Source organism: Bacillus massiliglaciei, assembly GCF_900098925.1.
Classification (GTDB): Bacteria; Bacillota; Bacilli; order Bacillales; family DSM-1321; genus Peribacillus; species Peribacillus massiliglaciei.
Genome location: NZ_LT622352.1, coordinates 172,121 through 185,415 on the forward strand (window position 1 = coordinate 172,121; position 13,295 = coordinate 185,415).

General features: G+C 42.3%; 12 protein-coding genes, 1 pseudogene and 1 riboswitch. Of the genes and pseudogenes, 6 read left to right on the forward strand and 7 right to left on the reverse strand.

The window, feature by feature from the left end:
* Positions 1–229: 229 nt before the first annotated feature.
* Positions 230–583, forward strand: coding sequence for a PadR family transcriptional regulator (locus BQ4305_RS02250; protein WP_110926266.1), 354 nt, complete (start codon positions 230–232; stop codon positions 581–583).
* Positions 561–1,325: an HAAS domain-containing protein gene (locus tag BQ4305_RS02255; protein ID WP_110926267.1), complete on the forward strand. Its 765-nt coding sequence runs from the start codon at positions 561–563 to the stop codon at positions 1,323–1,325. Before BQ4305_RS02250 ends, BQ4305_RS02255 begins: the two co-directional genes overlap by 23 nt.
* Before the next feature lie 569 nt (positions 1,326–1,894).
* Here the strand turns inward: BQ4305_RS02255 and BQ4305_RS02265 are convergent.
* Positions 1,895–3,097 (reverse strand): ISL3 family transposase, encoded by a 1,203-nt coding sequence (locus BQ4305_RS02265; RefSeq protein WP_110926269.1) that lies wholly within the window; start codon positions 3,095–3,097, stop codon positions 1,895–1,897.
* Positions 3,098–3,168: 71 nt separating this feature from the next.
* On the opposite strand from BQ4305_RS02265, the pseudogene BQ4305_RS02270 reads away from it, so the two are divergent.
* The 3 genes and pseudogenes from BQ4305_RS02270 to BQ4305_RS02280 all read left to right on the forward strand — a co-directional run.
* Positions 3,169–4,541: pseudogene (locus BQ4305_RS02270) on the forward strand (spore germination protein); the annotation flags it as partial.
* A gap of 8 nt (positions 4,542–4,549) precedes the next feature.
* Positions 4,550–5,644, forward strand: coding sequence for a GerAB/ArcD/ProY family transporter (locus tag BQ4305_RS02275; protein WP_110926270.1), 1,095 nt, complete (start codon positions 4,550–4,552; stop codon positions 5,642–5,644).
* Between the two features lie 4 nt (positions 5,645–5,648).
* Entirely contained in the window at positions 5,649–6,779 is a 1,131-nt protein-coding gene (locus tag BQ4305_RS02280) for a Ger(x)C family spore germination protein (protein WP_110926271.1), read from the forward strand.
* Positions 6,780–6,974: 195 nt separating this feature from the next.
* On the opposite strand, the gene BQ4305_RS02285 is transcribed toward BQ4305_RS02280, so the two are convergent.
* The 6 genes from BQ4305_RS02285 to BQ4305_RS02310 all read right to left on the reverse strand — a co-directional run bounded on the left by BQ4305_RS02285 (position 6,975) and on the right by BQ4305_RS02310 (position 12,095).
* Positions 6,975–7,712, reverse strand: coding sequence for an energy-coupling factor transporter transmembrane component T family protein (locus BQ4305_RS02285; protein WP_110926272.1), 738 nt, complete (start codon positions 7,710–7,712; stop codon positions 6,975–6,977).
* Positions 7,709–9,289 carry an ABC transporter ATP-binding protein gene (locus BQ4305_RS02290; RefSeq protein ID WP_110926273.1) on the reverse strand — a complete coding sequence of 527 codons (1,581 nt, stop codon included), beginning with the start codon at positions 9,287–9,289 and terminating at the stop codon, positions 7,709–7,711. The genes BQ4305_RS02285 and BQ4305_RS02290 overlap by 4 nt, the downstream gene beginning before the upstream one ends.
* Positions 9,267–9,863: an ECF transporter S component gene (locus BQ4305_RS02295; protein ID WP_110926274.1), complete on the reverse strand. Its 597-nt coding sequence runs from the start codon at positions 9,861–9,863 to the stop codon at positions 9,267–9,269. Before BQ4305_RS02295 ends, BQ4305_RS02290 begins: the two co-directional genes overlap by 23 nt.
* A complete protein-coding gene (gene tenA, locus BQ4305_RS02300) occupies positions 9,860–10,546 on the reverse strand; it encodes a thiaminase II (RefSeq protein ID WP_110926275.1) in 687 nt (228 codons plus the stop codon). Before tenA ends, BQ4305_RS02295 begins: the two co-directional genes overlap by 4 nt.
* A 109-nt stretch (positions 10,547–10,655) precedes the next feature.
* Positions 10,656–10,759, reverse strand: a riboswitch (TPP riboswitch).
* A 187-nt stretch (positions 10,760–10,946) separates the two neighbouring features.
* Entirely contained in the window at positions 10,947–11,465 is a 519-nt protein-coding gene (locus BQ4305_RS02305; RefSeq protein WP_110926276.1) for a YfiT family bacillithiol transferase, read from the reverse strand.
* 66 nt (positions 11,466–11,531) lie between these two features.
* The gene (locus BQ4305_RS02310; protein ID WP_110926277.1) at positions 11,532–12,095 is read right to left on the reverse strand and encodes a histidine phosphatase family protein; all 564 of its coding nucleotides are present in this window, start codon (positions 12,093–12,095) and stop codon (positions 11,532–11,534) included.
* Between the two features lie 487 nt (positions 12,096–12,582).
* Here BQ4305_RS02310 and BQ4305_RS02315 point away from each other — a divergent pair, with 487 nt between their 5' ends.
* On the forward strand, positions 12,583–12,999 hold the full coding sequence (locus BQ4305_RS02315; protein WP_110926278.1) for a DUF1284 domain-containing protein: 417 nt from the start codon (positions 12,583–12,585) through the stop codon (positions 12,997–12,999).
* Positions 13,000–13,295 lie beyond the last annotated feature (296 nt).

Genomic DNA, 13,295 nt, shown 5'->3' on the forward strand with positions numbered 1-13,295 from the left:
CTCTATCATGGCCGTTTTTCAGTGTAAAAATAACCGTGGGCCTGCTTCCCCGTAAAAAGCCAAACCCATTATTATACAGAAAAAATATTGAAATTTCATTTGAGGACTGATAAGGTTTAACTATATTGTTTTGCAAAGTAGTTATCTTGAACCTTCTTTGCATGAAAGAAGGACTATATTTCCCTAACTATATTGTTTTGCAAGTTAGTTATTTGGAGGAGGAAATCCCTTGTCTTCGAGTCAGATTCTAAAAGGAATATTAGAGGGCTGCTTGCTTTCCATCATTGCCAAAGGCGATACGTACGGTTATGAAATGATTGAAAAGCTGGATGCCTACGGATTTACGATGGTCAGCGAAGGAAGTATTTACCCCTTGCTGCTCCGCATGAAAAAAGAAGGGCTTGTCATAACAACCCAGAAGAAAGTTCCCTCAGGGGGGCCAAAACGAAAATATTATTCTTTAACCGAAAAGGGCGAAAAAGAATTAGAAGCATTCAAGAATCATTGGAGCGCTATCTCAGACAGTTTGAATCATTTATTAGGAAAGGAAGGATACCCCGATGAATCTCTCAAAAGAAAGTAAGAACTTTTTGGAGAACTTGAGACTCTATTTAGTTTCCAGCGGCAAAAAGGAACAAGAAATTGAAGAAATTATTGAAGAATTAGAGGACCATCTTCTTGAAGCAGAGAAGAACGGGAAAAGTACAGAAAGTATCAGCGGCAAAACGCCGAAAGAGTATATGAGCCAGCTGGCGGACGATATGCCGCTTGATCTTAAAGGACTGATGAAATACATTCCCATACTATTTCTCGGGGCTTTCGCCTACCTTTTAGCCGGTGATGCACTCAGAGGAGATATGAGCTATTCTTTGCTGAAGCTTGCGGGCTTCCCTTTAATTTTTCTGTTCCATTTATTATTTACAGCTGTTTCATTTAAGTATATGGCCAGCCATACATTATCCAAAATCCAAGAGTGGATCCTGTTCGGCATTATTGGCACAGTCCCCATTGTCCTTTTTATTGCCTTGCTGTTTGCGGACAAAGCGTATGAAACACCGGCCTTTCACTTTGGAAAGACCGGGACCGGGACTGCCGCCGTTCTTTCCATTCTCATCTTTATCGGACTTGCCATATGGGCCAAGATGTGGATGCCGATTGTTCTGCCGGCCGTTTTATATGTGCCGGAGCTCATAATTGACGCAACCCCCCTCCAGGAATCTGTCAAATTGATGGTAACGGCGCTCCTTGTCCCGCTTTGCGCCGCGGGCTGCCTGATACTCTTTTGGAATAAGGAAAAAAAGAAGGGAGCCATAGCAGAGAAATAAAGAGAAAAGGCTGTCCCGTCACAGGGCAGCCCTTTTGCTTTTTAAACTAGAGTTAGCAGCAGTATGAGGAGCTACTGTGTAAAAAAAGCATTTGCTGAATCATCAAAGCCCACATGTTGGGCTTTGATAGTACTCTTTGAAATTTTTCGTGTTATACAGTATGCCTTTTCTTTCTATAAACTAGTTTTTTCCCCTTCTACCGCAAATGAATCCTATAACTCTAAGGGCAGAAATATGGCCTTCGAGATTGAATCACTAAAAATTTATTACCTTCCCTAAGGCAACAGGAAGTATAAAAGGCAGTTAAGTTCAAATAATAAAAAAAAAGAACAAAGAAGGATATGATTTTAAGTGAAAAAAAATGTTGAAATATATCCCGATTATAAAAAAATCAAGGAACTACTTAACAATTCACCTGATTTAATTTGCAGGAAATTAGAAATAGGCGGCACTGTTCTAGAAATCCTGTTTTTAAAAAATTTAGTAAAACACGAATTCTTAAATGAATATGTAATTGGATATTTACGGTTCTCCGTCAAATGTTGGGGTGGCGACTCTGATCGCCATTCCTAACCAATATGTATCCCAATTCCTTTAAACTGATGGGTTAATAATATTTTGGCCCGAAAACGGCTGAAATTCCTGAATCCATATGCATTGCGTTTAAGAACCTTCGTTGAATTGTTGATTCCTTCTAAAAAACCATTCGAATATCCATAGACAAAGCTGTTTAAGATCTCTGTCTGCCAATTTTGGAGCGTGGTAATGGCTTTCTCCATTTCAGGAATGCCAGAATTCCGGACCAGCCGATAAAAGTCTCTCAGCCCCTGTTTGACCTTCCCTACATCTTCCGATCCTGATCCCTTCGCCTGAACAAACCAGCCACGATAGGTTTCCTTTAATTCGTACGCTTTTTTAAGCTCTTCCGACATACCCAAATACCGATTCAAATGCCATCTGTCTTCTTCTGTCAGGCGGTCGGAGGCCTTGTGAAAGACATGCTTCATACGTTTGCACTTCTTGCGGTCATACGGGTGAAACTCTTTCTGTACCCTTCTCCGGACACCGTCCAGCGCCCAATAGATATACCGGCAGAAATGAAAACGATCGGCCACAATCACAGGGCGGCTTAAGGCACTTTGAACCGCCGACTTAAACGAATGGCTCATGTCCATGATCACCACCTGAACCTTGTCCCCATACTTTTGAAGATAGTGTTTAATCGTATTCTTATAGCGATTAGGCAGGATATCTAAGGGCTTTTTGGTGATTCCATCGGCAATGATGAGCTGGTATTTTCCTTCTCGTGTATCTCCTTTATACTCATCAATGGCAATCACAGAAGGCAGCTTTTCCACAGAACGTATTTCACTCCGAGCCAAACGGTCAAACCGGCGGACAATAGTAGAAGACGAAGAACCGTAGGTTTCCCCCGTTTCTTTAAAGGTCTTTCCTTTAATCGCCCGTATGCCCACGGCCTGATTCCACTCAATAGATGTACGCTGGTAACGCTGTACGAACGGGTTTTGTTCCGAAAAACGCTTCCCGCATGCACAGACATACCGTCTGCGTTTGTAGAATAAATCCGTCTTCCTCTCAAACCACTTTAAGTGCTTAACCTTTTGGATCCGGTAGTCGTGAACACGGGAGGTGGGAGCTCCGCAGTCAGGGCACTGCTGGAGGCTGCGTTCCATCTCCACATATACCCTCATCGTTTCCTCCACCTGCTCTACTTTTAAAATGGTAACCCCTTTTAAACCGGGAATATTCATGGTAAANATTCATATGCACGCAACTCCATTCTCTACTTGTTTCTAGGCAACTCAAGTATAAAAGAATTGGATGTTTGCGTGCATTTTTTATGCAAACAAATTGTATGGATACCCCAACAAATAGTATAGAGCCATATTTACAAACTATCCCTAAGGAAGATATTTCTTTCACGTATATAATAAAAAAAATCCCCATAGACGACATAAAGTCAGAGCCGGCGGAACAAGAGATATTATCTTCTCTATTAAAAGGATTTACGTATTTATTTTTTTCAGAGGAAAAGAAAGGAATTCTGTTAAATAGTGCCAACCCCATCGAAAGATCGCTCGAAAAAGCAGAAACAGAATCCTTAGTCTATGGGCCGAAAATTTCGTTTACTGAATCGCTGTCTTCGAATATCCAGATATTAGACAAAACTTAACGGATACAAATCTTTGCACTGATGAATTTACAATAGGGGAACTTTCAAAAAAGCAAGTAAGATTAGTTTATCTTAGCAATATAGCTGATGAAGATACAATAGAAACTATAAAACAAAGAATGGAAGGTATTGAAACAGATAATATAAGTGACAGTTCAGTATTAGCACAAATTCTTGAAGACAATCATTATACATTCTTTCCGCAGTTTATTTTAACAGAGCTGCCAGATCGATTTATCTATTCGATAATAAACGGGCGGATTGGCGTGATTTTAGATGGCAGCCCTGTTGCGATAATTGGTCCCTCAACCTTTTTTTCTTTTTTTGAATCTACAGAGGATATTTATTTAAGATGGTCATTAAGTACATGTATAAAACTTATTCGATTAATTGCTATGATTGGATCACTATTTTTCACCGCATTATATGTTGCCATTATGACCTTTCACTTTGAATTAATTCCATCCAGATTATTGATTATTATTGGTCAATCACGTTCTCAAGTTCCTTTTCCTCCTCTGTTAGAAGCTCTATTGCTCGAAGTATTAATAGAACTTCTCAGAGAAGCTGGGGCACGCCTCCCTTCAAAGGTAGGTCAAACAATGGGCATTGTAGGCGGTCTGGTTATAGGGCAGGCAACAGTCGAAGCAGGTTTAACCAGTAATATTCTAATTATCATTGTGGCCTTTAGTGCCTTAGGTGCTTTTACGGCCCCCATATATGAAATGGGGACCGCATTAAGAATTGCCAGATTCCCTTTCATTATTTTAGCCGGCATTTGGGGGTTAAATGGAATTGTTATTGGCGTCTGTGTCTTGATGGTGCATTTACTACGATTGACGTCTTTAAACAAACCATATCTTGCTCCGTTATATCCATTTCGTTTAAAGGATATAAAATATTTTTTGATACGTCTGCCCCACCATTTTTATTTGAATCGCCCTGTTGTAAATCGGCCCAAAGATTCTATCCGGACAAAATGGAAATTTAAAAGGTCAGAAAAAGATTTAGATGAATTTTGAGGTGAAAAATGAATTCCAATATTAATTTTATAAATGCTTATATGGCTTTCTTCATTATTCATACTGTTCAAATAGGGATAGGGATACTGGGCGTTCCAAAAATTATCTATCAGGTGTCAAAAAAAGATGCCTGGATTTCCATTTTAATAGCAGGTCTTCTCGTTAGTTTTCTAATATGGATAATGATAAATATTCTAAAACAACACGAAGATTGTAATATTTACGAAATACATGAAAAGGTATTTGGACGGTTTTTAGGCAGTCTGATTAATATTTTTATTGTTGTTTTCTTTATGGCAGAGCTGTATTCCGTAATTATTGGTTATGTTGAATTGTCTCTTACATGGGGATATGAAGGAGTTTATGAATGGATTGGCACCTTAGCATTATTATTAATCACAATCTATGCAGTTTCAGGAGGATTCAGAGTAATTGCAGGGATATGTTATTTATCCTTTTTAATGACTATTTGGCTGCTTTTTGTGATGTATCAGCCACTCGAATTCATTCATTTCAATCGGATTCTCCCCGTCCTGTCCAGCCCTCCCTCTGATGTGATAAAAGGAGTTTACAAATCAAGTTATACATTGTTAGGGTTCGAGACATTATTTTTTATTTATCCATTTATAAAAGAGAAAAAAAAACTTCACTTTTTCACACAATTAGCTGCCTGGTTTTCCACCTTTCTCGTATTGCTGGCCACTATGATTTCTATCATGTTTTTTAGCGCAGCGGAATTGGAAAAACAATTTTGGCCCGTTGTCAGCATGATAGGATCCGTGAATTTCCCATTTATTGAACGGTTTGAATTTGTAGCCGTTCCATTATGGATTTTAGTAATTTTTCCAAACCTATGTATCATACTATTCATTGCAGCCAAGGGGATTAAGCAGGTATTTCATGTAAAACTCAAGCATGGAATTTGGGTCATATCCTTACTTATCTTTTTTACAAGTTTCTTTCTGACGAATCGAATGGATACTAATATTTTGTTTGACAGAGTCGGTCAAGTGGGATTTTATTTGTGGTTTGTCTATCCAATATTCTTATTTTTATTTTCTCGTGTAAAATCAAAAATTTACAAACGTTTAAAATGGGGTTGAATGAATGAAACGATTTCTCATTTTTTTATGCTTATTGGTTTGCACTGCATGTATGCCGCCGGAAAAAATATTAGAAAGACAAGGTATATCCACTATAGTTGGTTATGATCTCTTTGATAAAGATACTTTCAAAGGGACAATCAGCCTCCTGCAATTTGACAGAAAGGAAGAAGAGACAAGTGTAACCATATCTGCGGAAGGATCCAGCAGCAAACAAATAAGGCAAAGATTAGAACAGAAGACAAGTCATGATCTCGCATCTGGTCAATTGAGGACTATCTTATTTAATAAGAATCTGACAAAAAAGGAAGGTATCGGACCATTTCTTGACACTATGCAGCGAGACAGGAGTATAGGATCCTTAGTCTTTTTGGCAATAACAAACAATGCAGAAAAAACAATTAGTAATGAAAACTATGAAGAATTCCCTGAAATGGGTTCTTATATCTATCAATTGCTATATAAGCATAAAAAGAAAGAAATGTTAACGAGTTCAAATATCCATGATTTTATTTCTGCATTATATGAAGTTGGGATCGACCCCACTCTCCCTATAATCTCCAACAAACCTGACGTTGCGCCCTATATCAATGGTGTTGCATTATTTAAAGATGATCAAATGGCGGGCTCCATTTCTTTAAGAAATACCATGTTCATAAAATTATTTACTAATAAGAATGCCTTTTTAGGTGATATAACATTGAAATTCCCAACAAAAGATTTAAAAACCCTGGGCTTAAAACCATCAGAAGATCAGATGGGGGATCACTTTTTAATGATTATTCGACCAATCAAATATCGAGGGCATATTGATCTATCTAGAGACAATACGGTTTATTTAAATGCGGCCATTACAGTATCCGTTGTAGAGGTAATCCCTTCTATAAGTATGAAAGATAAACAAATTATCCATAGAGCAGAATTAATGATCAGTGAAGCATTAAATAAAGAATTCAGTGACGTTCTTCAGAAGTTTAAAGAATTGAACACCGACCCAATTGGTATTGGAAGAGCATTAAAAACGAACAAGGCAAATGCCGATTTTACTGATACAGCTTTAAGAAAAAAATATTCCGACTTGAAAATCATCCCAAACATTAAGGTCATAATAAAACGCACAGGAGCTGCCAGTTAACAATAAGGAACATAGATGCCTCCCCTCTAACTTCGTTAAAGCAGCACATCGTGCAAAAAAAGAACTTCTTATAATCAGAAGTTCTTTTTTCAAATTTAACTACCCTTTTTAAAAATAGTGTACTGCAGGCTTCCCGCCCGCTGTCTCAGCCTAGGGTGCTATTTCATTTTTCTTGTCCTTACGTAGTAATCCATATTATTTAAAAGAAATCAGGATCCCAAGCACTGCAGCAAACAGAGTGCCGAGATAGACGAAGTCTTTCGGCAGGACTTTGGTCGTTTGGTAATAGGTTCGGTTTCGTGATCCGGTAAACCCGCGTGCCTCAATCGCGACAGCAATCCGCTCCGACTTGCGGATCCCTTGGGTAAACAGCGGAAGCGCGTATCTCATAAAGGCTTTCCAGCTGTTCTTTTGCTTATAGCCCCTGATTTTATGGGCGGCCTTCATTTGGCTCAGCTCTGATTGAAATAAGGGAATGAAACGGAATCCCGCCAGTAGTCCGTATGCCCATTTCGGTGAAAGCCTGCACTGATGAATTAAGCTCATGATGAACTGGGTCAGGTCTGTCGTGGACGTGAACAGCAAGCCAAATGTGACAAACCCGAGCATGCGCAAAGCGATTGTCAGGCCGTTATTCATACTTTCTTCCGTGATTCGGAACCAGGCCCACTGCCAGATTGTTTCCTTTCCTTCTCCAAATGCGGCCATCATCCAAAAGATTAAAACAAAAAAGATCAGATAAGGCACAAGCCTTTTAAGTAAATAGGAAAGATTCCAGCCGCCTAAAAAAAGGCCGATACACACAGCAAGGAGCCAAACAAAGAATGTTCCGGCAGGATTGGTTATGGTCATAAGTAAAAACATCGCCAAAAAGTGTGCTAGCAGTTTACACGAAGGATTCAGGGAAGACAGAAGCGAATCATTGGCCTTCATACAGTCAGCTCCCTTCTTGTGTATAACCATTCATAATGGAGCGGGGGAATCAAGGCATTCTCCGCTAATAGACTTGGATTTGAAAACAGCGGATACGGCATTCCTTCATAGGCCACCCTTCCGTCATGAATCAGGATGACTTGGTCTGAATACCGATCCGCCATATCCATATCATGTGTCACCATCACAATGGCCGTTCCTTCCTGCTGCCGCTGTCTCAGCCTTTTGATCAGCTCATTCGCGGTTCGTTCATCCTGGCCAAAGGTCGGTTCATCCAGCAATAACAGCTTTTGGTCAAACAGCAGCATCGTCGCCACACTTAACCGCCGCTTCTGTCCAAGGCTCAATGTAAAGGGATGGGCATCCTGGTAGGCTTCCAGCTCAAACTCCTCCAGCAGTTCCTGCGTTTTTTGATGGATGACCTCTTCCGGCCAATTTCGCTGCCGGCCCCCAAAGGCGATTTCCTCATAAACCGTATCCGTTATAAACTGCAGCTCCGGATTTTGAAAGACAAAGCCCGCTTCCTCATACAGCTTCCGGTCGGACCATTTCTTCAGTTCTTTTCCCTGAAAATAAATCGCCCCCTGCTTCACCGGTGCCAGCCGAAGCAAACTTTTCAAAAAGGTGCTTTTGCCGCTGCCGTTTTTTCCGACAATCGAAACCCACTCTCCTTTATGGATGGCGAGGTTCATGTCGCGGACAATCGGCTCCCTGCCGTATCCTATTTCCAGATGTTCGGTGCGGATTACAAGCTCGCCCTTCTTCTTTTCCTTCCTTTTGGCGCTCTTTTCAAGCCGGCTTGATAGCTTAGCTGCCAGAGGGTGGCCGGGAGTATGGAGTACATCCGTCCAGGCGTCCGGAAACAGTTTTGGCTGCCAGATGCCCGCCTCTTCTATTTCCTTCTTATATGCTTGTAATATCTCTTTCGGCTCCCCGTCGGCAATCAGCCGTCCGCCTGCATCCAGAATGATCACCCGGTCCATCCATTCGATACAGCCGTCCAGGACATGCTCGACAAAGATCATCGTTTGATTCGTTTGCCCGGCGATCTCTCGCAATACTTCAAAAATTTCTTTCCGTCCTGCCGGATCCAGCTGGGCAGTCGGCTCGTCAAAGAACAGCACATCCGGATCCAGTGCCAATAAGCACGCTAAGGCCAGGCGCTGCTTCATCCCGCCGGATAAGGTGTCAATCGGTGTAGACTTATCGATATTCAATCCCACCTGGTCCATAACTGCGGCAATAATGCCATCCATCCTGTCACGGGGCACACAGCGGTTTTCTAAGCTGAAGGCAATTTCTTCGTCGACATGAAGCATACAGAACTGGGTATCGGGATCCTGAAACATAACCCCGGCCCTGTTTCTGCCGAATACCCTGCCGCTCAGCTCCGCCTCGATATGTTCAGGGATCATCCCCGCAAGAGCGGAAATCAGAGTCGATTTCCCGCTCCCGCTGGGTCCCAGTATTAACACTTTTTCCCCTTCACGGATGGAAACATTAATGCCGTTCAGCACATTTTCCGTGCGATTGTAAAAGCGAATGGTGAGGTCTTCACATCCCAGCAGCGTTTCCATTGACATGCGCCTTCTTTCGTTTTTCCTTCATGATTTCATATTGATCCAGGACACCGGTTTTCGCTAAAGAATCTACAACGGTTTTCGCCAGCAGACCGCCGAGTACGATTCCGCTGATCACCTGAATCACTAACGTTGTAAGGAAAACTTCAGCCGTATAGTAGCCAAATCCATTGGCTATCACGTTGTAGACCATGCTTCCGATAGCAGCAAGTGCGCCCGACAGCATCAGCGTAAACAGGCTGTAGCGCTTATAGCGGAACAGGGCGAAGGCAATCTCTGCCCCGATCCCCTGAAAAACACCGACCAATAAGGCCGACAGCCCAAAGTGGCTGCCCGTCAATAACTCAACTGCCGCCGCTGCCGTCTCTGCGATAAAAGCCGCGCCCGGTTTTCGGATAATATACGCCACAATCGGACTGGCAATCACCCAGATGCCGAACATAAACCCAGCTCCGACCGGACCTACAAGCGCAGAAATCGGGATCCACAGTGTGGACCACCCTAAATAAATGACACCGCAGGCCACCGACAGAATCACTGCCAGCACGACCTCTTTCATTTTCCACGTCATCTCTGAACAGCCTCCATTTGAACCGGCCATTCTTCTATCCGGTAGGCCATATCCCAAAACATATATTCAAGCTGGCAGCTCAGTAAAAAATGCTCTTTCATTTTAGCTCTTTCTCTGTCTGTTGCCCCTTCGGCCCATTCATCAAGCCGGGCACAGAAATTAGACGTGATGGAGTCAGTGCGGTCCCCATAAAAATGAATCCACTCATAAAACGGATGCGAGCTTGCAGGATTCACCTCACGCAGCAGCTTCTCGCCAATCTCCCAATAGGTCCATGGGCACGGCAGCAGGACAGCCAAAATTTCTCCAAGCGTCCCTTCATGAGCCACTGTCAGCATATGGCGGATATATTGATGCGCGGACGGCGACAGAGCATATCCCTGCAGCTCCTCATACGGAACCCCCGCTACCTGGCAAAAGTTATTATGCGGGTGGACTTCGCTGTTCAGGATAAACGAAATCTGCTGATTGAACATGTCCATATCCTCTCGGCTGTCACACTTTGTAATCGCCATTCCATAGATGCGGATAAAAGAACTCAAGTATTCAAAATCCTGCTTCACATAATGGATCAATTGCTCCTTTTTCAAATCCCCTTCGGCAATCCCCCGAACAAACGGATGTTCAAAAATCGCCTGAAAAATCGGATCGGCCTCTCTCCTTAATTCTGCTGAAAAACTCATCATTTTTTCCCCCTTTTTCATAATGGCGGGAAGACACTAAAATGGGGCAATGCACAGAAACAGCAAAAAGCCGCCCCAAAAATGGAGCGGCAGAATAATTGACTATATCCATGCACGGACTCCACTTTCCTACGCTAGTGTGAACTAGATCAGGTTCAAAGGGTCCGAGAATACTCCCGTCTCAGCCATCAAATGACTCCCCTAGTGGTCTTCCTATTAAATTCCCCTCTACTGTACACCCACTATTTACCATTGTCAATGGTAAAAATGATAGAATCCTTTTTTAGTCACTCATGAAAGTTGATAATCTCACCTTTCCCCAGCTTTCATTTCTGTTTGCAAAGACAAAAGGTTTATCTAAATAACAATCTGTTAAAAATAAAAAGCTAACGAAATAGAATTACCACCCTATACTCTCTCTTAACGAGGTGATATGGGCCACATGATGCCGGCCGTGCCAGGCATACATTCCGATGGCAGCGTCAAGCCTGACATCACCTGATTCAGGATGCCGGAATGTTCTTGCCAGCTCTTCCGATGTCAGTGAACGCAACAGGCACACCCATCGTCTATGTAAGGCTTCTGCCAATTTTAAAGAAACGTCAATCGACAGCTTCGAATCATGAAGCTCCGCCCATTTGCTTTCTTCATACGGTTTAATAACTGGATTATTTTCTGTCAGGGCGAGCTTAAATCGAGTGTAGCTGTTTACATGGCTGTCGGCAATGTGATGTACCGTTTGACGGACCGTCCATCCCCCAGGCCGATACGCCGTATCCAGCTGCTCATCACGCAGCCCCTTCACCGCTTCAGCTAAATGATGCGGAAGCTCTTCAATTTCTTTTATCCAGCCCTCTATCACTTTGACTGCCGGTTTCCCTTCATATGTAAAAACCCCCACCGGATAACGCAAATCCATGCCGATCGCCCCTTTCCCATTATAAGGGTATTATGGATTAAGACGGTAAATGATCCAATTAGTGTTTTACACATCAAAAGCATACGTCGTACAGTGCCAATGTTTGCGGCTTGTTTTCCTTTTGCCTGTCCAGCCTTTTTTGAGTAATTCGTCAGCTATGAATCTATTGAAAACACCATGTCCGACCAAAGCAATCGCTTGGTGCTCTTCGGCCAGTTCAATTAATAATTGAGCGGCTTTTTGCGCCCTCCACCTGGCCGTAAAGAGAGACTCACACTCTCTGGAGTAACCCATGAACCACAGGCATCGCAAGGAGAACGCCCAAACAGCCGGATTGAATTTGACCCCTTTCACAGAAGGATGGGGCAGCTCTGTCTCGCGAAAAACAGGCATAGAGACTGCAGCACTATTTTGATGCAAGAGAGACGCAGACTCCACCGACCTTTGTAAATCACTCGTCAAGATAAGATTCGCCGATCGAATCTTATCCAGCGTCTCAGGCGGATAACCCTCTTCTTCACACACTCCATGATCATTGTAATGCTTCACCCAGTCCGCAAACTCTTTTCCTGTCACACGGTGATGATCCTTAAACGCAGATTTACCGTGTCTTATCAATGAAATCTCCATAGTTTAACTCCTATCACCTTTATTTGTCAGAAGGATTACGTCAGCGCAGATGGAAGAGTCCAATAAATCAATCTTAAAACCAGCTTTATCCTATTCAGTCATTCACTCTTTAATGCCCATGCTGAATAATAATTCAACATATATGTGTCCAGTGAGCTCTTCCAAATCCTAATTAAACGTTCTGTTACATATGTACCTAATGCCGCAATTGCTATTGGAAATCGGCATAATATAATTTTTGTTAAAACCTGATATTGTTAGTTATTTATATGACCTGGTACCAATATTTTATAAAAGTCTAGCACCCTTCCCGTATGCATGCAAATTTATATATCCGGGATTTAGTTTAAAGAGGAGTGTTCAGGCAGCTCCCAGGGAGAAAATTAGCTCATTTCATTTGGGTCATTATGCTAAACTATTAGAAAATAGTAAACTTTAATTTCATTTAGTTAACATTTCATTTAGTTGCCATTGGGAGGAAAAAGCCATGTATAAACTGCGCGGCCATCATCTTTTTTGTCTTTTGGGCTACCGGGGAATGGGCTATTCCCGTGAATATGTGGAAAATATGACCCAGCTGCACCAAACTTTGAGAGACCATCCTACAGTGAAGGTACAGCTGGTGAAAGGGCCAGATCATTTGTGTCAAAAGTATCCAAACTCCGGTGAATACCATTGCCAGGAAGAACATATTTATAACCGGGATGCTGCCATCTTGGCCAAACTAGGACTGAAAATCGGACAAATTGTAAGGTGGGAAGAGATTGAATCCCGCATCCAACAGAAGGCTGTTCCCTCCGATATCCAAACCGTCTGCGAGTCTTGTTCCTGGCGGGCGTACGGGGTCTGTGAGGAAGGCGTTCAAGACATCCTCGAAGGCAAAGGCTTGAGGGAAGTGAAGTAAGCCTCCCTCTCCTTTCCTCTTTCTACACCCCTTCAATCAGTGCAGTAATTTACAGACTGCGTTTTGCTATTTCCTGAACAACCCGCTCTTTGAACACCTTAAAATGCTCGCCCCATCCTTCCTTACACCGACCGCAAATCTCTTTTTATTTCCTTTTTCCCGATTACAGTCATGTGGCAGGTCAGCTTCTGATTCCATTCCATTCCTTTTGAACACCTAGTAATGATTACTGTGCTGGTCAAAATATTTTCCTGCAGCTGCATATTAGTGTTGACATATAATTACTTTAGTTCTAT

Excerpts from the sequence above, each read along its gene's own strand:
- BQ4305_RS02255 (WP_110926267.1), top strand. The coding sequence starts at position 561 with ATGAATCTCTCAAAAGAAAGTAAGAACTTTTTGGAGAACTTGAGACTC.
- BQ4305_RS02265 (WP_110926269.1), bottom strand. The coding sequence starts at position 3,097 with ATGAATATTCCCGGTTTAAAAGGGGTTACCATTTTAAAAGTAGAGCAG.
- BQ4305_RS02275 (WP_110926270.1), top strand. The coding sequence starts at position 4,550 with ATGAATTCCAATATTAATTTTATAAATGCTTATATGGCTTTCTTCATT.
- BQ4305_RS02280 (WP_110926271.1), top strand. The coding sequence starts at position 5,649 with ATGAAACGATTTCTCATTTTTTTATGCTTATTGGTTTGCACTGCATGT.
- BQ4305_RS02285 (WP_110926272.1), bottom strand. The coding sequence starts at position 7,712 with ATGAAGGCCAATGATTCGCTTCTGTCTTCCCTGAATCCTTCGTGTAAA.
- BQ4305_RS02290 (WP_110926273.1), bottom strand. The coding sequence starts at position 9,289 with ATGGAAACGCTGCTGGGATGTGAAGACCTCACCATTCGCTTTTACAAT.
- BQ4305_RS02295 (WP_110926274.1), bottom strand. The coding sequence starts at position 9,863 with ATGACGTGGAAAATGAAAGAGGTCGTGCTGGCAGTGATTCTGTCGGTG.
- tenA (WP_110926275.1), bottom strand. The coding sequence starts at position 10,546 with ATGAGTTTTTCAGCAGAATTAAGGAGAGAGGCCGATCCGATTTTTCAG.
- BQ4305_RS02305 (WP_110926276.1), bottom strand. The coding sequence starts at position 11,465 with ATGGATTTGCGTTATCCGGTGGGGGTTTTTACATATGAAGGGAAACCG.
- BQ4305_RS02310 (WP_110926277.1), bottom strand. The coding sequence starts at position 12,095 with ATGGAGATTTCATTGATAAGACACGGTAAATCTGCGTTTAAGGATCAT.
- BQ4305_RS02315 (WP_110926278.1), top strand. The coding sequence starts at position 12,583 with ATGTATAAACTGCGCGGCCATCATCTTTTTTGTCTTTTGGGCTACCGG.